We start from the raw sequence: 18,218 nt of genomic DNA, 5'->3' as shown, positions 1-18,218 counted from the left end.
GGCCCCGCCGTTGTCCGCGGCGACCTGTGGGCCACGATCAGTGTCGCGTTAACACCCGCAAACCTGGGCCCCCGCCTCGGCGTGTGGGCGCGCACTCGCCTCGCCGAGCCCGGAGGCCGCACCGGTGACCACGGCGGCGCGAATGTCGTCTGAACGCATGAGGTCTGCTCCTGTACTGGGGCGTTGCGCTGTGTGGCCCGTCTCAGGCGGCGGGCGTCGAGAACTGCCGGGCGATCAGCATCTTCTGTATGTCCGAGGTACCCTCGTAAATCTGGCATACCCGCACGTCGCGGTAGAACTTCTCCACCGGGTAGTCGGCCGTGTACCCGGCGCCACCCAGTGTCTGAATGGCAGCAGAACACACGCGCTCGGCCATTTCGGACGCGAAGAGCTTGGCCATGGCCGCCTCGCGCAGGCACGGTTGTTCGGCGGTCCTGAGCCGCGCGGCATGGTGCACCAACTGCCGTGCCGCCTCGATGTCGGTGTCCATCTCTGCCAGGCGAAATTGCACGGCCTGGTGCGCGATCACGGGCTGACCGAATGCCTCGCGCTCGGTGGCGTAGCGGTGGGCGCAATCGAACGCGGCCTGAGCCATGCCGACCGATTGCGCGGCGATGCCGATCCGGCCCGTCTCCAGGCTGGACAACGCGATCTTGTACCCTTCGCCCGGCGCCCCGATGCGGTTTTCGACTGGCACGCGCAGGTTCTCGAAACGCAGTGCACAGGTGTCCGAGGCGTGTTGGCCGAGTTTGCTCTCGGTCCGCTCGACCGTGAAACCGTCGCTGCCGTTGTCGACGTAGAAGGCGCTGATGCCGCGTTTTCCGGCCGCCGGGTCAGTCAGGGCGAACACGATGGTCGCTCCGCCAAGCGCGGCAGACGAGATGTACTGTTTGTGCCCGTTGAGCACATAGGCATCGCCGTCGAGTCGCGCTGTGGTCCTGAGCTGCGACGCGTCGGAACCCGCCTGGGGCTCGGTGAGGGCAAAGCAGCCGACCAACGACCCGCTCGCGGCCGCCGGCAACCAGTCGGCCTTCTGCCGCGCGTCGGCGAAACGCTCGAGGATGGCGAGAAACGGCGCATTGTGCACCGAGACCAGCGTGGAGACGGCACCGTCGCCCCAGGCGATCTCTTCCAGGGCAAGCGCGTAGCTCAGGTAATCGGCCCCCGCCCCGCCCCAGTCCGGGTCGACGGTCATGCCGAGAAATCCGAGCGCAGCGAGCTGCTCGATCACCTCGGCTTCAATGCGCCCAGCGGCCTCGCGCGCCCGCGCGCCGGGCGCGAGCAGTTCGCGAGCGACCTGCCGTGCGGTGTCACGGATGAGGGTGTTCTCTTCACTGAACAGGCTCATGCGCGCTCCAGCACAACGGCCGCCCCCTCGCCACCGCCGATGCATATGGCGGCGAGCCCGTGCTCGACATCACGCGCTTCCATCGCGTGCAGCAGGGTGACCAGGATGCGTGCACCGCTGGCGCCGATCGGGTGACCGAGGGCACAGGCGCCGCCGTTGACGTTCACGCGATCGCGGCCGACACCGAGCTCCTGCATGAATGCCATGGGCACGACCGCGAAGGCTTCGTTGACTTCGAACACGTCGATGTCCGCCACCGTGAGCCCGGCCCTGCTGAGCGCACGCTGGGTTGCCGGCACCGGGGCGGTGGTAAACCAGCCCGGCGCCTGCGCGTGACTCGCGCGGCCACGCAACCGGGCTCGGATCGGCAGACCGGCGGTCCGCGCGTCGCTCTCGCGCATGAGCACCAGCGCGGCCGCGCCGTCCGAGATCGACGACGCGTTGGCCGCCGTCACCGTGCCGTCTGCCTTGAACGCGGGCTTGAGTGTCGGGATCTTCTCCGGCCGTGCCCGGCCAGGCTGCTCGTCGGCGGTGACACGCCGCGATTCGCGCCGCGAGGTGACATCGACCGCGGCGATTTCGGTGTCGAAGTCGCCGTCACCCTGGGCGCGCAGGGCGTTGTCGAGCGACGTCAGGGCGTAGGCGTCCTGGTCGGCCCGACTGAACTGATAGTGCGCCGCACAGTCTTCGGCAAAACTGCCCATCAGGCGACCGGGTTCATAGGCGTCTTCGAGGCCGTCGAGGAACATGTGGTCCTGCGACACGGCGTGTCCGATGCGCGCGCCGCCGCGCATGGCAGGCAACAGGTACGGGGCGTTGCTCATGCTCTCCATGCCACCCGCCACGACGGCCCGCGCGTCCCCGCACAACAGTTGATCGACGCCTTGGAGTGTGGCTTTCATGCCGGAACCACACATCTTGTTGACCGTGGTCGCCGGCACCGCCTCACCGAGCCCGGCGGCGAAACCGGCCTGGCGCGCCGGTGCCTGGCCCTGCCCGGCGGACAATACACAGCCCATGATCAGTTCGTCGACCTCGCTGGCCGGCAGCCCCGAGCGTTCGAGCGCCGCACGGATGGCCACACCCCCCAGTGCCGACGCCGTCAGCGGCGCCAACGCACCTTGAAAGGCCCCCATCGGCGTGCGCGCTGCACCGACAATCACGACCGGATCCGTTTGACTCATAGCCGCCCTCCCGTGCCTCGGAGTCTAAATTACGTTTACGTAAACGTAAATCCATTCGGCCCGATTAGCGTGGCAACCCGCCCCGCGAGGGATCGCGATACACTAGCGGTTTTGCCGGAAGCCCCCCATGAACGACCTGCAAGCGATCATCGAAGACGCGTTTGAACACCGTGATGGCATTACCCCCAGCCAACACGATCCGGACGTCCGTCGCGCGGTCGAGGCGTCCATCGCCCTGCTCGACTCGGGCGAGGCTCGCGTCGCCGAACGCCGCGGCGTCGGCGACTGGGTTGTCAATCAATGGTTGAAAAAAGCCGTGTTGCTCTCCTTTCGACTGCGAGACAACGCGCCGATCGAGGCCGGTGGCTTCACCCGCTTCTACGACAAGGTCGAGAGCAAGTTCGGCAGCATGAACGACAACGAGATCGCCGCATCCGGCGTGCGCGTTGTGCCACCGGCCATGGCGCGCAAAGGCAGCTTCTGTGCGCCGAACGTGGTGCTCATGCCGAGCTACGTGAACATCGGCGCGTACGTCGATTCAGGCACCATGGTCGACACCTGGGCCACGGTCGGTTCGTGCGCGCAGATCGGCAAGAACGTGCACCTCTCGGGCGGGGTCGGGATTGGCGGTGTACTCGAACCGCTGCAGGCCGGACCAACCATCATCGAGGACAACTGCTTCATCGGCGCGCGGTCCGAGGTGGTCGAAGGTGTGGTCGTCGAAGAAGGTGCGGTGTTGTCGATGGGCGTGTACATCGGTCAGAGCACCAAGATCTACGACCGGGAACGTGACGAAGTGCTGTACGGCCGCGTGCCTGCGGGCTCGGTCGTGGTCTCCGGCAGCCTGCCTGCCGACAACGGCAAGTACAGCCTCTACTGCGCGGTGATCGTCAAGCGCGTCGACGCCAAGACCCGCGCCAAGGTCGGCATCAACGAACTGCTGCGCAACACCGATTGATGACTGTCACGCTCTACGGTATCCGCAACTGTGACACGGTGAAGAAAGCCCGCGCGTTTCTCGACGCCGCGGGTGTCAACTACGCCTTTCACGATTTCAAGAAAGCCGGTCTGACCGCCGACGTCGTCGAGCGCTGGCTCACCGAGGTGCCGCTCGATCGGCTTGTGAACCGACGTGGCACCACCTGGCGCGCGCTGAACAACGCCGAGCGCGAGGCGCTCTCCGTCGACTCCGCGCCGGCGCTGTGCGCGCGCAATCCGAGCCTGGTCAAGCGGCCGGTGGTCGAATGGGGCCGCCACACCACCGTCGGCTTCGACGCCGAGAGCTGGTCCACCCACCTGACCGACCGGGTGTGACGCGACGTGGCGCCCGGCGCGATGCGCTAACATGAGCAGGCCGAACATCGTCTGGGTGGTGGTCGACCACATGGCCTTCCACGGCCACTACCGGGCGAACGCACTCGACTACCACTGGCCCCGGCTGGAGTCCATTGCGCGCGACGGCGCCTGGTTCGAGCGTGCCTACACGACGGTGCCGGTGTGCACCCCGGCGCGCGCGAGCCTGATGAGCGGGCAACGCGCCGGTCGCCACGGCTTGCGCTGGAACCCGGAATACGACATCCCGCAGAACCGGCGGGAGTTCCTGCCCGACCAATGGCTGTTCAATCACGGACTGGCCACGGCAGGCTACGACACGCGCTTTGTCGGCAAGTGGCACTGCGGGCAGAACCGCTTGCCGTCCGATTACGGCATGGCGGGCTGGAGCCTGCCCGACTACGGCAACGTGTACGCGAGCGCCGAGTACAAACGCTACCTCGACCGGATCGGCCTCGAGCAGCCGCGTTGCACGCTGGACCACAACCTGTTCAACCCCGAACTCGACGGCACCGAGGTCGTGCTCGACCCGGCAGAGCCCTGGACGTACATGGACGGCTGCGGTGTGCTGCAGGGCGACCCGCGCGCGCAGGAGCAGTTTTTTGTGGTCAACCGCGCCATTGACGAACTCGATACCCTCGACACCGCATCGCCGTGGTGTCTGGTGGTCAGTCTCTGGGGGCCACATCACCCCTACCTGCCGAGTGCGGACTTTGCCGCGCTGGTCGATCCGTCGCGCATTGCCCCGTACCCGAGTTTCGCGGAGGACCTCGACGGCAAACCGATGCGCTTCGGCGTGCACCGGGACCTGCGATGTGACTTTCGCGCGCACGAGCGTTGGCCGGACTGGTCGATCTGGCAAACGCTGTTGGCGCGGGCCTACGCGCAGGGTCTCCAGACCGACGCCGCCATCGGGCTGCTCGACGATGCCCTCGCCCGGCGCGGGTGGGTGGACGACACGCTGTTCATTGTCACCTCAGACCACGGTGATGCCATCGCGAGCCACGGTGCCGGCTGGGACAAGTACTCGACGTACACCGAGGAAGTCGGTCGCGTGCCGCTGGTGGTGCGCTGGCCCGACCGGGTCGCACCGGCACAGCGCCGAGACGAACTGGTCAGTGGACTGGACATCCCCGCAACCGTGCTCGATGCCGCGGGTGTCGACGTCGGTGCCCTCGAACTCGATGGCAGCAGCGTCGTGCCGCTGTTGTCCGAGTCTGACGCTCCGTGGAGAGAGCACCTCGTTGTCGAACACTACGGACACAGCGGCGACGTCAGCTATCAGCGCATCGTGTACCGCGGCCAGTTCAAATACGTGGCTGTGTGGGGTGACGACGACGAGCTCTACGACCTCGCAGCAGACCCCTACGAACTCCACAACCGGGTCGACGACCCCCTCTTGCATGACACGTTGACGGACTTGCAATGTCGGGTTCTCGAACACATGGCCGAAGAACGCGCGGCGCGACGCGCTGTGCACCCGGAATCCGAGATGGAACACAAGCTGGTCGACTCCACCGCGCGCTGGCCACGGGAGGAACGGCTGCTGATGTACAAACTCGAGCGGGCGCTCGCAGCTTGAGGCGCCAGCGCGCTCAGCTTCAACCGTCGCCGAGTACGGCTCTCGCACGCGGGGGCGCATTCGCCCCGCCGTCAGTCGATCCACCGTCAGTCGTTGCCGTGTGTTCAACCGGTATAACCTCGTAGAGCTGCGCGCCAGTGTGCCGCATCCACACGCGCAACGCACTGCGGTACTCTCCGACCAATTCCACTCGCACGCGGTCACCGAGGTGCGCGACACTCGCCGGTGAGCTGACCACCACACGGACACCCTGGTCGATCCAAGACTCGATACGGTCTCGTGTGTCTTCCGTTCGGCGTGCTTGGGGCACGGCTGGCGCCAGCAACTGCACATGGCGACGCCCGTTGGAATCGAGCACGGCGTGAATCGGTACCGACGACGCCTCGCTCAACGCGACCACGTCATAGGCTAACGCCAGCGGCGGCGGCACCTGCTGTCGAGCATCCTGTACTACGCTGACCAGTGCTGCGATCGCCACCACGCAGACGGCACCCCTCCACACTGTGGCGACCTGGGAGCGACCCAACCCGGCGACGGGCACCAACACCAAAAGCGGCAACAGAGGCAGGTAAAATCGCGTGTGTGGCGGGACGAGCAGCAACACGGTCACCGCGTAACACGTGGCGGCCAGAGCCAGGAGCTGTGCCTCTCTGCGCTGGAGTGCGCTTCGCAGCCGCGGCAGGACGCACACTGCACCAATGAGGTAAAAAACCAAGAAGACGCTGCCTGCAAAGCTCCACTCTTGCAAATCTGCATGAATCGGTGTTCGTTGAGACCCGAATGACGCGAGCCGCTCAGCGACGGATTCTGGATACCAGAGATTGAGCCCAGCACCAAAGTAGCCCATCGACCCGACGTGCGCGACCACGCGTTCACCAACGTGCAAGACATCGACACTGCTCGCCAACACAGGCGACCCCGACGCTTCACTGAATTCCCCGTAGAACAACACGATGTGCTTGAAGTACGCGAACCAGTTTCCTCCATCTTGTTGAGCCTGTGCGACCACAACAGGCAGCAACCACAACAAGTTGAGGACGAAAAACCAGCCCACCGCGCGGACGAGCAACGGGATCGGCAAGCGCAAGTAACAAGCCGAAACGCAAAACATGGCGATAATAAACACACCGAATTGCGGCCGTACGCCGAGTGCGAGGACAGCAAACAGCACCGCCAACCAGACGTGCCGAGGTTGCCGGGTCCGGTCGTACCAGAGCACCTGCCACTGCACCGCGGCGACGGCCGATACGGCAAGCGTGTCAGACATAGGTTGGGTCGCACTGAGCCAGATAGCCGGTGTCAGCCCGAGCAACACCACAGCGGCTAGCGCCTGTCCGGGCGCAAGCACCAACAACAGCATACGGTGCCACACCGCAACAAACAGCATGGCGCCCGTTATCGACAACGCAATCAGCGCAGCAAGCGGTGACAGCCCGAGCCACACCAGGGCTTTGCCTGCAGCGATAAAAGCCGGTGCACCGGGGGGGTGCGGCTGGTGCCGCCCAAGATCGAAATCGCGCACCCCAAGCAGAAAATTCACGGCGTCGTAATCTGCAGGGGCGTGCCCCCGTGTCAGCGCGTACACCAATGCAAACGTGCAGGCCAGTAACCCGGTTGTCACGGCGTGACCGGGCGTGTTGCTAGACCATTCTAGAGCGCCGCCTGGAACTGGTCGCACCGCAAACACCTCACTTTGCTCCTGCAATCAACCCGTGTCGAATGCCCATTATCAAGGAATATCACCGGCCGTAATGCGCAAGTCACGCGATTTCTACTTTAAATGCCCAAATGGATTAGATTTGATTGAGGGCTCACAAATAGAGAGATTTCAACTCTGTGTGCTGATGGGCTACACAGTCCGTGCATAGTGTTGTAAATCACTGTCGCCGACGATCATGTGATACTGCTCTTCCTCGACAAGCTTCATATCGCAGTACGCGTCTACAAACGCGTTTCCAAGCCGGTCTCCCAGCACGGGGCCCTTCTTCAGCGACTGCAAACCCTCACGCCAGCGCAGTGGGAGGTCGGTGCCGGGTTGGGCTGCTGCCCCCTCTTCGACCGGCGGCATAGGTTCTAACTCTTGTTCCAACCCGTGCAACATGCCGGCCAGGACCGCAGCGACCACCAGGTACGGGTTGGCATCGGCGCCGGCGACACGGTGTTCGACGCGCAGGTTGGCCGGCGAGGACATCGGGATGCGCAGCGCGACCTGGCGGTGGTTGAGCCCCCAGTTGGCGGTGGTCGGTGCGTAGAAGTCCGCGCTGTAGCGGCGCCAGGAGTTCGCATTCGGGGCCAGCAACGCCATCGACTCGGGCAAGGTGTCGAGCAGACCGCGCACGGCATGGCGCAGGCAGGGACCCGGTGCGGTTGCCGTGCCGTCGAACAGCGGGCTGCCATCGTCGCGGTGCAGGCTCACGTGCACGTGCAGGCCGTTGCCCGAATCGTCTGCCCGGGGTTTGGCCATGAAGGTGCCGAGCATCCCGTAGTCGTCGGTGACCGCCTTCACCGCGCGGCGCAGCAACACAGCGTGGTCGCAGGCCAGCATCGGGTCAGGCTGGTGCTTGAGATTGATCTCGAACTGCCCGCTGCCGTATTCCGACAACACACTCGTTGCCGGGATGTGCGCGCGCGCGCAGGCGCCCTGGATGGCTTCCACCAACGTTCGATGGTCGTCGAGTTGCGTGAGGTTGTAGGTTTGCGGACCGGTGAACGGCAGTGCCGTGCGGTCCGCTTGCGCCGGTCGAAGTGCGTCCTCCACTGCACGCTCGAACACGTGGAATTCCAGCTCGATCGCCACTGTCGCAACCCACCCCTGCGCTGCGAGTGCGTCGATCTGATGCTGCAACACGGCTCTGGGGCACGCGAACCACGCTGTGCCATCGAGTTCCACGGGGTAGACGAGGATCTGTGCGTCGGTCGTATGGCGCACGGCGTCGGGACTCAGGCTCGACAACACGGGCAACACCGGCCGGTCCGGATCGCCGTCAAGTACACCCCAGGGCAAGCTGTCCGCGGCCCGGCCGAGCGTGTCGAGCAGGGTCGAGCCCCGCGGGAAACACAGCTCCTCCGTGCCAAGCTTGTGCAAACCTGCGATCGGCATGCGCTTGCCTCGCAAAATACCGTTCAGATCGACCAGCAGCGTGTCGACGGATTGGATGGACGGGTGCGCGTCGCGGAAGGCCCGCAACGTGGGCTCGAGGTCGGTGGGCATGCGGCGTGGACAGGTGCTGAGGGTGTGTGGTCCCAAGAGCCTACACCACTGCGCAGGCTTCGCCCTGGCCCTGGCCGGTCAACTGCGCCAGCGCAGCCAGACGGCCGGTGGCAGCACCAGCAGCAGGGCGATGTCGATCGGCGACAGGCTGCCGCCGCCGCCGGCGCTCGGCGCCGATGCCACCGGCCCGGTGTTGCTGTACTCGCTGCCAGCCGAGCGCTTGAGCAGTGCCGCGTTGTTGTGCAACAACGCATCCTCGACCACGGTCGGCTGAACGTTCAAACCCACGCGGCGATCACTCGCGGGATCGCCCACGTATTGCAGCGCGAAATCCAGTCGACGTGTGTCGCCGGCCGCAAGGCTCGCGAGGTCACACACCACGTCGCCGTTGGTGGATTGCGTGCACCCCTCGGGCAGCGCGGCAACCGTGGTGTCAGGCACCGACACACTCAGGGCCGCGCTGGCTGGCCGAGTCGGGTCGTTGTTGCTGACCCAGGCCGTCAGGCGCGAATCGCTCGCATGACCAATGGTGGCTTGCAGATCCACAGCGGGCGCGTGGCAGCTGCCCTGGAGGCTGTGGTTGATCGACACCTTCGAGCAGGAGGAAAACTCCTGTTGGGTGTCGGAACTGAAATACGGCGACATGATCTTCGACGCGTCGCTCGCGCACTGCGTGTCGGTATCGTGTTCCGCACCGAGGTTGTGCGCCATCTCGTGTGCCGCGAGCAGGAAATTCTGCCGGTAAGGCGTCGCCGCGCTCACGTCGTAGCCGTCGCTGCGGCAGGCCACGTCGATGAAGGCCAGACCGACCTGGTTGTCGTTGCTGCGGTTGCCCGAGAGCAGGTAAACCAGGCTCGACTCCGATGCGATCGCCCGGCTGGTGAGTCGGAACGCACGAAAGTTGTTCAGGATGTCGTCCATGCTCGCGTTGCCGATCCGCATCGGATCCCGATCGCGGTCAGTGACGAGCACCACCGACTCCGCCTGCAATGCCAGCCCGAGCTCGTCACGGTAGATGCCATCGGCAATCGACGTCACGGTCATCGCTTCGAACAGTCCGCTGTTGTTGGTGTAGTCGTTGTACTGGCTGTCGATCACCACTGACATCCGCACCACGCGGTTGACGTACTTGGACACCCCGAGATCGGACGCGGGCGCCCGGCGCGGGTTGGCGTCCGGCGTGGCGTGTGGCGCTTCGACGGGCTGGGCGCCTCCGGTGTGCGTTGCGATCTTGTCGCTGTCGGCGAGCCGTGTGTTGTAGTCGACGAGGGTACCGGTCGCGGTGTCGGTTTTCAGGTCGTAGCGAGCGTCACCGTCACGGATGAGCCCCTGCACGTCACTGCCGTTGAACACCACGCGCGCCCAGGAATGCGGCCGCCCCTCGATCACCCCGTCAAAGGCCCGCAGGTTGCCCAGGTCGATCGGCCGGTCGAACTCATCGACGAACCGAGTCGAGCGGAACACCCGGCTCGGATTGAGCAGCAGCGGCACGTCGCGGCCGGCCACCCGCAACACCACCCGGCGTTCGTAGTGACCGGTGTCGAGGTAGCCCTGCTCGACGATCCGCGTTGCCTCGAGTGCGTGTTGGTCGAGGTTCGCCAAGCGGCTGGCGGCACGGTCGAACCACAGGCGGGATTGCAACGACGTGCGTGGCAGCACGAGGTTGAGGCGGTCGATGGCAATCAAGGCATGGCGGTCGCGCAACTGTTGGAACATCAGCCTGGCGGCGTCCGTGTCGCCGGCCTGCTCGAGCGCGATGGCTTCGACGTACATCGAGGCGTCGAGGTAGCTGCTGTCCGGGTGCGCACGGCGGAGCTCGACCATGTGCTGCCGAGCGGCGGCGTAGTCGAAGCGGTCCATCAACAAGATGTAGCCGCTGAGGTAGAGCGCATCGTCGGCGAGGTGGCTGTCCGGGAACGCGGCACGCAACTGGGCGAGTGCGAGCAACGCGTCCCCGGTGTCGCTCTGGTAGCGCGCATCGAGTGCATCGAGATAGAGCTGCACGGAGGCGTCGGCGCCAAGGTCGATCGCTTCGCGCAGCACCGGCATCTTCACGCGCGCCTGCAGCACGTCGTCACCCGCCTGCGTGGTCTTCAGGAAGGCGTCGTAGCGTGCAAGCGCGCCCTCGAAGTCACCGAGCGCCTCGAGTGCCCTCGCCTGTTGGTAGAGCGAGACGTCGGCGTGCACGACCCCGCTCCAGGAGACCAGACACACAAGCAACGCAAGGCAGGCACGGCGCGCGGCGAGCATCATCCCCTAGCCCTGCGTGCTGTCGTCAGGCGCACCGGCTGCGGGCGTACCGGCTGCGGGTGTGCCGACTGCGGGCGTATCAGTCTGAAACGCCGCCAGCGCCTGCTCGAGCTCGCCCAGACGCGCGCTGGCGTCGTCCGACAAGGGCGTCTCGCGCAGCGCGTCGACCCGGTGCCCGACCGCCTGCACACGGCCGTGGATGCCCTCCACGGCGTCCGTCAAGGCGTCGAACAGGTCACCGAATTTCTCGTCGTTGCCACGCCGCAGTTTAGCCGTGAGGTCGCCCTGCCCGACCTGGCGCAACACCCGCTTGATCGCCAGCAGTGGCTCACCCAGCCGCCGCACGATGTAGACGCCGATGGCCGCTGTCATCGCGAGGTTCACCGCGAGCATGATCACGAGCCAGCGGCCGAGCGTCTCGGCCATGCCGGGCAGTTGGCTGTCGAGTTGGCCCATGTCCTCGGAGGCGAACAAGAGCGGAGACACGCCCGCCACCAAGCCGCCGATCAGGGCGTGGTAGAAGACGCCCAGCAGCGCCGTGGTGAACAGCGCGTAGGCCAACGCCACCACCAACACGCGCCGGATTTCCTGCGCGCGGAAGGTCTTGTCGGTGAACAGGGCCTTGACGAAAAACGCGTCTTTCGATCGGTTTTGGGCCATCGTCTACTGCACGGCGAGGGGTTGCACTCTGAATCGGCGGCGGCCGACGCTTCTTGACGGGCATTGCAGCGACGCAATGCCCGCTCGGCGTGTGGCCGGCGTCAGACGTGGGGTGCGAATTCGAGCGCCCAGGCGCCCAGGACGCACAGGCCTGCGAGCAACAACCAGAAGGAAGCAACAGCGGAATCGGTCACGACGGCATGCCTTTGGCGAAACGGATACCTGTCGTAGCGTCCGTCCCGCTCCAGTCTTGACCGCGCGACGCCGGCGACGGAGTCACATGGGCGCGTCGAACAGCGAGGCCAGTTCCTGGGTCATGACATCCGCCAGCTCGTCGACATTGACGATGGTCACGGCGCGTTGGTAGTACTGCGTCACATCGTGGCCGATGCCGATCGCCACCAACTCGATCGGTGACTGCTGCTCGATCCGGCCGATGACTTCGCGCAGGTGCTGATCGAGGTATTTGCCCGCGTTGACCGAGAGCGTGCTGTCGTCAATCGGTGCACCGTCCGAGATCATCATGAGAATCCGCCGGCGTTCGGGCCGGGCCAGAAGCCGGTTGTGCGCCCAGGTCAGCGCCTCGCCGTCGATGTTCTCCTTGAGCAGCCCCTTTTGCAGCATCAGGCCGAGGTTGCGGCGCGAGCGCCGCCACGGCGCGTCGGCCGTCTTGTAGATGATGTGTCGCAGGTCGTTCAGGCGACCGGGGTTGCGCGGCGAGCCGTCTTTCTGCCAGCGTTCGCGGCTCTGCCCGCCCTTCCAGGCGCGGGTGGTGAACCCGAGCACCTCGGTGCGCACGCCGCAACGCTCCAGGGTGCGCGCGAGGATGTCCGCGCACGAGGCTGCCATCGCGATCGGCCGACCGCGCATCGACCCGGAGTTGTCGAGCAGCAGTGTAACGACCGTGTCGCGGTACGGCACCACGTGCGCCTGTTTGAACGCAAGCGGCCGTTCCGGCCGCGTGATCACCCGAGTGAGCCGCGCCGTGTTGAGCACGCCCTCCTCGAGGTCGACCTGCCAGGCGTGTTCCTGCTGCGCCAGCAAACGCCGCTGCAGCCGGTTTGCCACGCGGCCGATTGCCACTTGTTGGTCTCCGATCAGCCGGTCGAGTTGCGAACGCAGCTCGTCCAGTTCATAGCCAAGCGCGAGCTTTTCCGCAGCAATGACCTCGTCGAACTCGGTGGCGTAGACGCTGTAAGCGTCCGGTTTGCGCGCCTTGCCGGCTTTTTCGGGTGCGTTTATCGCTTCGCCGTCCGCGTCTTCGTCGCCGGGGTCCGCCAACTCGTCCGAGCTGTCGGCATCCGCGTCGCTCTCGGCGTCGTCGGTATCGCCGCCGCTGTCGTCGTCAGGTGCGTCGTCGGCACCGTCCTGCGGCCCGTCCTCACTCGCGTCCTCGTCAGGTGGCGGTTCGGCCGAAGCCGACCCGGTCGCTTCGGCTTCCCCGTCCCCGAGGTTCAATCCGGCGAGCATGTCGGACACCACGGCGGCGAACCGGGCCTGGTCGTCGAGGCACTGACCCAGGCGGTTGTAGTCGAGGTCGATGTGCTGATCCAGCCAGCTGCGGTACTTCGATATGACGGTGTCGGCCGTGTCCGGTGTCGGCCGGCCGGTGAGCTGCTCGCGCGTGTGCAGGGCCAGCGCCTCGGCCAGCGGGGAGTATTCGCTGTCGGGGTTGTCGAGCAGGTAGCGAAACCGATCTGACAGCGCGGCGTCGAGGTTGTCACCCACACCGGCAAACTCGCGGCAGCCCCGCGCCTCGAGGCGCACCGCCTCCAGGCGATCGAACACCGCCCGCGCAGCGCCGCTCGCGGGCGCCAGCTGGCGGTGCTGAACAGCGTCGTGGTAGCGACGCTCGAGTGCCAGCGCGTCGGCCTGACCGCGCCACAGCGTGCGTTGTTCGCTGCTCATGTCGGCGCCAGCCGACGGCAGCGTGACCGTGTCGCCATCGATGGACGGCGTGTTGTTGCCGAACTGCACCGAAAGGCACTCGGCGTCGGCGAGCGCGCGAACGCAACCGGCCTGCGCCTGCTGGGCCGCCTCGCGCGGCCCGATGGCCTGTGCGCGTCGCCGGTTGTGGCCGCGGGCTCTCGGTGGGACCGCCATCCGCCTAGCCGATGTTCAGCTCGACACCGAACGCGCGCTGGTAGAGCTCGGCAACCAGCGGCCGCTCGAGCGGGTCGCACTTGTTGAGAAAGGTGAAGCGGAACGCCTCTGCCACGTCCTGGAAGATCGCGAGGTTCTCGGTCCAGGTGATGACCGTGCGGGGCGACATGACGGTCGAGAGGTCGCCAGCCCGGAACGCACCGCGCGAGAGGTCTGCGAGGCGCACCATGCGGTCGACGGTCGCCTGGCCCTCGTCGTCGCGCAAGGCCTGGGCCTTCGCCAGCACGATGCCGCATTCCTGGTCGTGCGGCAGGTAGTTCAGGGTGGTTGCGATCGACCAACGGTCGAGTTGCGCCTGGTTGAGCGGCTGCGTGCCGTGGTAGAGGCCGGTCGCGTCGCCGAGGCCGACGGTGTTGGCGGTGGCAAACAATCGGAACCCCGGGTGCGGGTGCAGCACACGGCTCTGGTCGAGCAGGGTCAGTCGACCCGCGGTCTCAAGGACCCGTTGAATCACGAACATGACGTCGGGTCGGCCGGCGTCGTACTCGTCGAACACCAGCGCCACGTTGTTCTGGATGGCCCAGGGCAGGATACCGTCCTGGAATTCCGTGACCTGGACGCCGTCGCGCAGGACGATGGCATCCTTGCCGATCAGGTCCAGTCGGCTGACGTGGCTGTCGAGGTTGATCCGCAAACAGGGCCAATTCAGCCGCGCTGCGACCTGCTCGATGTGCGTCGACTTGCCCGTACCATGCAAGCCCGACACCAGCACCCGGCGGTTGTGCGAGAACCCCGCGAGAATCGCGCGCGTCGTGGTGGGGTCAAACAGGTAGTCCGGGTCGACTTCGGGCACGTGTTCGCCTGCCGCGCTGTACGCCGGTACCGAGACGCTGCTCTCGAAGCCGAAGACGTCCTGAACCGCCACCGTGGTGTCGGGCAAACCGGAGGTCGACTGCGTTTGATTGATCATGTTCTCTTCACTGTCTGTGTTGGGAGGCGGGCGCACGTAACCGGCCATGTTACCCGTGTTTTGCCTGCCACGCCGTGCTGTCCACTGGGTCCAGTGGACGCCTGCGGATGCCTGTCACGCCGTTGGTTCCGCTCGATATACTCACAAGCAAGCCAGAGTCCCACTGACACCATGACCCCCGAAGAATTCCGTGACGCCGGCCACCAGCTCATCGACTGGATAGCCGACTACCGCAACGCCGTTGCCGACGCGCCGGTCCGGGCGCAGGTCGCCCCCGGGGACGTGCGCGCGCGCTTTCCTGACGAGGCTCCGCTGGACCCAGCCCCCTTTGGAGATGTGCTGCAGCAGCTCGACTCGCGTGTGGTGCCGGGGCTGACCCAGATCCAGCACCCGATGCACTACGGCTGGTTCCCGTCCAACGCCACGCTGTCGTCGGTACTGGGCGACATCGCCACGAGCGGGATCGGCAGCCTCGGGATCTCGTGGGAGAGCTGCCCGGCGCTGACGGAAGTCGAGGAAGTGGTGTGCGAGTGGCTTCGGCAACTCACTGGCCTCAGCCCGGCGTGGCGCGGCGCGATCCACGACACCGCCTCGAGCGCGATGCTGGTCGCGGCCATGGTGGCACGCGAACGTGCCTCCGGATTCAGCAAGTTGCACGGGGGGCTCCAGGCGGTGGACACGCCGCTGGTCGTGTACACGACCGACCAGGCGCACTCGTCGGTCGCCAAAGCCGTGCAGATGGCCGGTTTCGGTGACCACAATCTCCGCTCTGTCGCCTGTGACCCGGTCACCCGCGCCATGCGTGCCGACGCCTTGGCGGACGCGATCGCCGAAGACACACAAGCGGGTCGGGTGCCAGCGCTGGTGGTGGCCTCCTGCGGTTCGACCGGCGTCACGGCGTTCGACCCGGTCGACGCGGTTGCCGATGTCACCGAAGCGCACGGTCTCTGGTTGCACGTCGACGCTGCCATGGCCGGCAGTGCACTGCTGTTGCCGGAGTGCCGGGCGCTGTTCCACGGCGTCGAACGGGCCGATTCGCTGAGCTGGAACCCGCACAAGTGGCTCGGCACCGTGCTCGACTGTTCGCTGTTGTATGTGCGTGACACCGACACCCTGGTCCGCGTGCTGTCGACCAACCCGAGCTACCTGCAGAGCCAGGCCGACGGCCAGGTGACCCAGTTTCGCGACTGGGGCATTCCACTGGGGCGGCGCTTTCGGGCACTGAAACTGTGGTTCCACCTGGCGCTCGACGGCGTTGCCGCCATCCAGGCGCGCCTGCGCCGCGACCTGGCCAACGCCGCGTGGTTGGCCGAGGCGGTGGACGCAGACCCCGACTGGGAGCTGGTCGCCCCGCTGACGCTGCAGACCGTGAGCGTGCGACACAACCCACCCGAGCTCGCGCTCAGCGACGCGGCGTTGGACGCTCACACGCTCGATTGGGTCGAACGCATCAACGCCTCTGGCGAGGCTTTCCTGTCGCCGGCCACGCTCGACGGGCGCTGGTTTGTGCGCGTGTCGGTCGGCGTCGAGAGCACCGAACGCGAGCACGTCGAGGCGCTCTGGGCGCTGCTCAGGCGCAGCGCCGCCGGCTGAGCTCAGCGGCCGCGGGCGACGCCGGCAAACCAGCGGGCAATCAGGTCGCTGTCGAGCGGCGCGCCGATGCCGTCGAGTGCCGCATCGACGCGCTCCGCGCCGATCAGTTCCCGGCGAAAGCGCAGCAGTTCGCTCACGTAGTCGGCCGTGAACTCGGGGTGGGCTTGCACCGACAGTGCCTGCGTGCCGTAGCCCAGCGCCGCCACCGGGCAGAAGTCGGAGTGCGCCAGCACGGTTGCACCGGGCGGCACGGTGACGACCTGGTCCTGGTGGAACGCCTGGATCGCGAGCGTGGCCGGGGTTTCACCCAACCACGCAGGCGCCGCGTCCAGCGTGTACCTGTGCACGCCGACGCCCCACCCGGCATCGGCCAGTTTGACCTCACCGCCGAGCGCCGCCGCCATGATCTGGTGGCCGAAACAGATGCCGAGCATCGGTCGGCCGCGCTCAAACGCCTGCCGCACAAACCCCTTGAGCGCCGCCACCCAGGGGTCGGGGTCGTAGGCGGCGAACTTGGAGCCGGTGATCAACCAGGCGTCACACACCTCGACCGAGGCCGGCAGTTCCCCGTCGAGCGCGGCGTACTGCGTGAAGACCAGTTCACGGTCGTGCGGGCCGAGCATCTGCACCATCATGTCCGGGTAACTGTCGTACGCCCCCTGAAGGTGTGGCGGGGGCCGACCGGTCTCGAGGATGCCGACGCGGAGGGGGTCGCTCATCAGGTTTCGGTGGCCACCAGGGCGCGGGCGAAAGTCTCGGCCTGTCCGGCGCGAAAGCCGGCGACGTTGATACGGCTGTCGCCGACCATGTAGACGCCGTGTTCGTCGCGCAGGCGGTTGACCTGCTCTGGCGGGATACCCAGGCGCGAAAACATGCCGGTGTGGCGCGCGATGAAATCAAAGCGCTCGCTGCCGGTGGCGTCGCGAAGCGCGGCCACGAGGCTCTGACGCGTGTCGATCATGCGGTCGCGCATGCCGTCGAGCTCGGCAACCCAGCGGGCGCGCAGGCTGTCATCGGTCAGGATGGTCTTGACCACGTTGGCACCGTGGTCCGGGGGCATCGAGTAGTTGCCACGCGCAACCGTTTGCGCGTTCTTCTGGGCGAGGTCGGCCAGCGTGTTGTTCTCGGCGATCAGCATGGCGGCGCCGACGCGTTCGCGGTAGAGGCCGAAATTCTTCGAACAGGACGACGCGATCAGCATCTCGGGCACCGCGTTCGCGAGCACGCGCACACCGGCCGCGTCGGCCTCGAGGCCCTCGCCGAACCCTTGGTAGGCGAAATCGACAAAGGGCAGGAAGCCCTGGGCGTTGGCGCGCTCGGCGATGACGGACCAGTGTTCGGCGCGCAGGCTGGCGCCGGTCGGGTTGTGGCAGCAGCCGTGCAGCAACACGATGTCACCCGCGCCGGCGTCGGACAGGCTCTCGAGCATGGCGTCGAAATCGACGTCGCGCGAGGCGGGGTCAAAGTAGCGGTACGCGGCGATCTGCAGGCCGCTCGCCTCGAACAGCGGGATGTGGTTGGGCCAACTCGGATCGCTGACGAACACGCGTGCGCCCGGTTTGGCCTGATTGATCAACTCCCCGAGCAGGCGCAAGGCACCCGAACCGCCCGGCGCCTGCAGGCAGCGCACACGCTCGGCGTCGACCGCGTCACCGAGGGTCATGCCGACCATCTGCTCGCAGAATTCGAGGTCGCCGGAAATGCCGACGTAGGCCTTGGTCTGCTGTGACTGAAACACACGCTGCTCCGCCTCTCGCACTGCGTCGAGCACCGGTGTGTCGCCGTTGGCATCGCGGTAGACACCGACACCGAGGTCGATTTTTTCCGCTCGCGGGTCGTTTCGGTAGGCCGCCATCAAGGCGAGGATCGCGTCCGCTTTCGGCGCGGGAAATTGCTCAAACACGTTGTGGCTCCGGTGGTTTTTCAGCGGCACCGGGCGCGGTGTCCGATGCAAGCCGCGAATTCTACCAAATCGGGGTCCGATT

At 66.4% G+C, this 18,218-nt stretch carries 14 protein-coding genes and 1 pseudogene; 4 read left to right on the top strand and 11 right to left on the bottom strand.

Translation table 11 applies throughout. The features are described from left to right. Positions 1–51: 51 nt before the first annotated feature. The 3 genes and pseudogenes from AAGA11_11055 to AAGA11_11045 form a co-directional block, all read right to left on the bottom strand. Positions 52–159 (bottom strand): annotated as a pseudogene (locus AAGA11_11055) (3-hydroxyacyl-CoA dehydrogenase). Positions 160–202: 43 nt separating this feature from the next. Continuing rightward, on the bottom strand, positions 203–1,348 hold the full coding sequence (locus tag AAGA11_11050; GenBank protein ID MEM9603392.1) for an acyl-CoA dehydrogenase family protein: 1,146 nt from the start codon (positions 1,346–1,348) through the stop codon (positions 203–205). Continuing rightward, positions 1,345–2,532, bottom strand: a complete 1,188-nt coding sequence (locus AAGA11_11045) for a thiolase family protein (protein ID MEM9603391.1) — start codon at positions 2,530–2,532, stop codon at positions 1,345–1,347. The genes AAGA11_11050 and AAGA11_11045 overlap by 4 nt, the downstream gene beginning before the upstream one ends. A 127-nt stretch (positions 2,533–2,659) precedes the next feature. Here AAGA11_11045 and dapD point away from each other — a divergent pair, with 127 nt between their 5' ends. Genes dapD through AAGA11_11030 form a run of 3 tightly spaced genes read left to right on the top strand, consistent with a single transcriptional unit; the run spans position 2,660 to position 5,446 of the window. Then, complete coding sequence (gene dapD / locus AAGA11_11040; GenBank protein ID MEM9603390.1) at positions 2,660–3,490, top strand: 2,3,4,5-tetrahydropyridine-2,6-dicarboxylate N-succinyltransferase; 831 nt, start codon at positions 2,660–2,662, stop codon at positions 3,488–3,490. After that, positions 3,490–3,846 (top strand): arsenate reductase, encoded by a 357-nt coding sequence (locus AAGA11_11035; protein ID MEM9603389.1) that lies wholly within the window; start codon positions 3,490–3,492, stop codon positions 3,844–3,846. The genes dapD and AAGA11_11035 overlap by 1 nt, the downstream gene beginning before the upstream one ends. Positions 3,847–3,877: 31 nt before the next feature. Next, a complete protein-coding gene (locus AAGA11_11030) occupies positions 3,878–5,446 on the top strand; it encodes a sulfatase-like hydrolase/transferase (GenBank protein MEM9603388.1) in 1,569 nt (522 codons plus the stop codon). A 19-nt stretch (positions 5,447–5,465) separates the two neighbouring features. Here AAGA11_11030 and AAGA11_11025 read toward each other — a convergent pair whose 3' ends face one another. From AAGA11_11025 to cobS, 6 genes are all read right to left on the bottom strand, one after another. Beyond that, positions 5,466–7,067: a hypothetical protein gene (locus AAGA11_11025; GenBank protein ID MEM9603387.1), complete on the bottom strand. Its 1,602-nt coding sequence runs from the start codon at positions 7,065–7,067 to the stop codon at positions 5,466–5,468. A 228-nt stretch (positions 7,068–7,295) separates the two neighbouring features. Continuing rightward, positions 7,296–8,657 carry a glutamine synthetase family protein gene (locus AAGA11_11020; protein ID MEM9603386.1) on the bottom strand — a complete coding sequence of 454 codons (1,362 nt, stop codon included), beginning with the start codon at positions 8,655–8,657 and terminating at the stop codon, positions 7,296–7,298. Positions 8,658–8,735: 78 nt separating this feature from the next. Beyond that, positions 8,736–10,907, bottom strand: a complete 2,172-nt coding sequence (locus tag AAGA11_11015; GenBank protein MEM9603385.1) for a reprolysin-like metallopeptidase — start codon at positions 10,905–10,907, stop codon at positions 8,736–8,738. A 6-nt stretch (positions 10,908–10,913) separates the two neighbouring features. Then, the gene (locus AAGA11_11010) at positions 10,914–11,567 is read right to left on the bottom strand and encodes a methyl-accepting chemotaxis protein (GenBank protein ID MEM9603384.1); all 654 of its coding nucleotides are present in this window, start codon (positions 11,565–11,567) and stop codon (positions 10,914–10,916) included. Between the two features lie 276 nt (positions 11,568–11,843). Further along, the gene (locus AAGA11_11005) at positions 11,844–13,670 is read right to left on the bottom strand and encodes a cobaltochelatase subunit CobT (protein MEM9603383.1); all 1,827 of its coding nucleotides are present in this window, start codon (positions 13,668–13,670) and stop codon (positions 11,844–11,846) included. Positions 13,671–13,674: 4 nt separating this feature from the next. Continuing rightward, positions 13,675–14,640: a cobaltochelatase subunit CobS gene (gene cobS, locus AAGA11_11000; protein ID MEM9603382.1), complete on the bottom strand. Its 966-nt coding sequence runs from the start codon at positions 14,638–14,640 to the stop codon at positions 13,675–13,677. Between the two features lie 171 nt (positions 14,641–14,811). On the opposite strand from cobS, the gene AAGA11_10995 reads away from it, so the two are divergent. Continuing rightward, positions 14,812–16,233, top strand: a complete 1,422-nt coding sequence (locus AAGA11_10995; protein MEM9603381.1) for a pyridoxal-dependent decarboxylase — start codon at positions 14,812–14,814, stop codon at positions 16,231–16,233. A 2-nt stretch (positions 16,234–16,235) separates the two neighbouring features. Here the strand turns inward: AAGA11_10995 and AAGA11_10990 are convergent, their stop codons facing one another. Next, positions 16,236–16,952 (bottom strand): gamma-glutamyl-gamma-aminobutyrate hydrolase family protein, encoded by a 717-nt coding sequence (locus tag AAGA11_10990; GenBank protein MEM9603380.1) that lies wholly within the window; start codon positions 16,950–16,952, stop codon positions 16,236–16,238. Continuing rightward, complete coding sequence (locus tag AAGA11_10985; protein MEM9603379.1) at positions 16,952–18,136, bottom strand: amino acid aminotransferase; 1,185 nt, start codon at positions 18,134–18,136, stop codon at positions 16,952–16,954. The genes AAGA11_10990 and AAGA11_10985 overlap by 1 nt, the downstream gene beginning before the upstream one ends. Positions 18,137–18,218: the final 82 nt, after the last annotated feature.

This window comes from Pseudomonadota bacterium (assembly GCA_039196715.1).
Taxonomy (GTDB): Bacteria; Pseudomonadota; Gammaproteobacteria; order CALCKW01; family CALCKW01; genus CALCKW01.
Note: the sequence above shows the minus strand (reverse complement) of the source record. Positions and strands in the feature narration are given on the sequence as shown.

Coding starts and splice junctions, on each gene's coding strand:
- AAGA11_11050 (MEM9603392.1), bottom strand. CDS start 1,348: ATGAGCCTGTTCAGTGAAGAGAACACCCTCATCCGTGACACCGCACGG.
- AAGA11_10990 (MEM9603380.1), bottom strand. CDS start 16,952: ATGAGCGACCCCCTCCGCGTCGGCATCCTCGAGACCGGTCGGCCCCCG.
- AAGA11_11015 (MEM9603385.1), bottom strand. CDS start 10,907: ATGCTCGCCGCGCGCCGTGCCTGCCTTGCGTTGCTTGTGTGTCTGGTC.
- AAGA11_11020 (MEM9603386.1), bottom strand. CDS start 8,657: ATGCCCACCGACCTCGAGCCCACGTTGCGGGCCTTCCGCGACGCGCAC.
- dapD (MEM9603390.1), top strand. CDS start 2,660: ATGAACGACCTGCAAGCGATCATCGAAGACGCGTTTGAACACCGTGAT.
- AAGA11_11005 (MEM9603383.1), bottom strand. CDS start 13,670: ATGGCGGTCCCACCGAGAGCCCGCGGCCACAACCGGCGACGCGCACAG.
- AAGA11_11035 (MEM9603389.1), top strand. CDS start 3,490: ATGACTGTCACGCTCTACGGTATCCGCAACTGTGACACGGTGAAGAAA.
- AAGA11_11030 (MEM9603388.1), top strand. CDS start 3,878: ATGAGCAGGCCGAACATCGTCTGGGTGGTGGTCGACCACATGGCCTTC.
- AAGA11_11045 (MEM9603391.1), bottom strand. CDS start 2,532: ATGAGTCAAACGGATCCGGTCGTGATTGTCGGTGCAGCGCGCACGCCG.
- AAGA11_10995 (MEM9603381.1), top strand. CDS start 14,812: ATGACCCCCGAAGAATTCCGTGACGCCGGCCACCAGCTCATCGACTGG.
- cobS (MEM9603382.1), bottom strand. CDS start 14,640: ATGATCAATCAAACGCAGTCGACCTCCGGTTTGCCCGACACCACGGTG.
- AAGA11_11010 (MEM9603384.1), bottom strand. CDS start 11,567: ATGGCCCAAAACCGATCGAAAGACGCGTTTTTCGTCAAGGCCCTGTTC.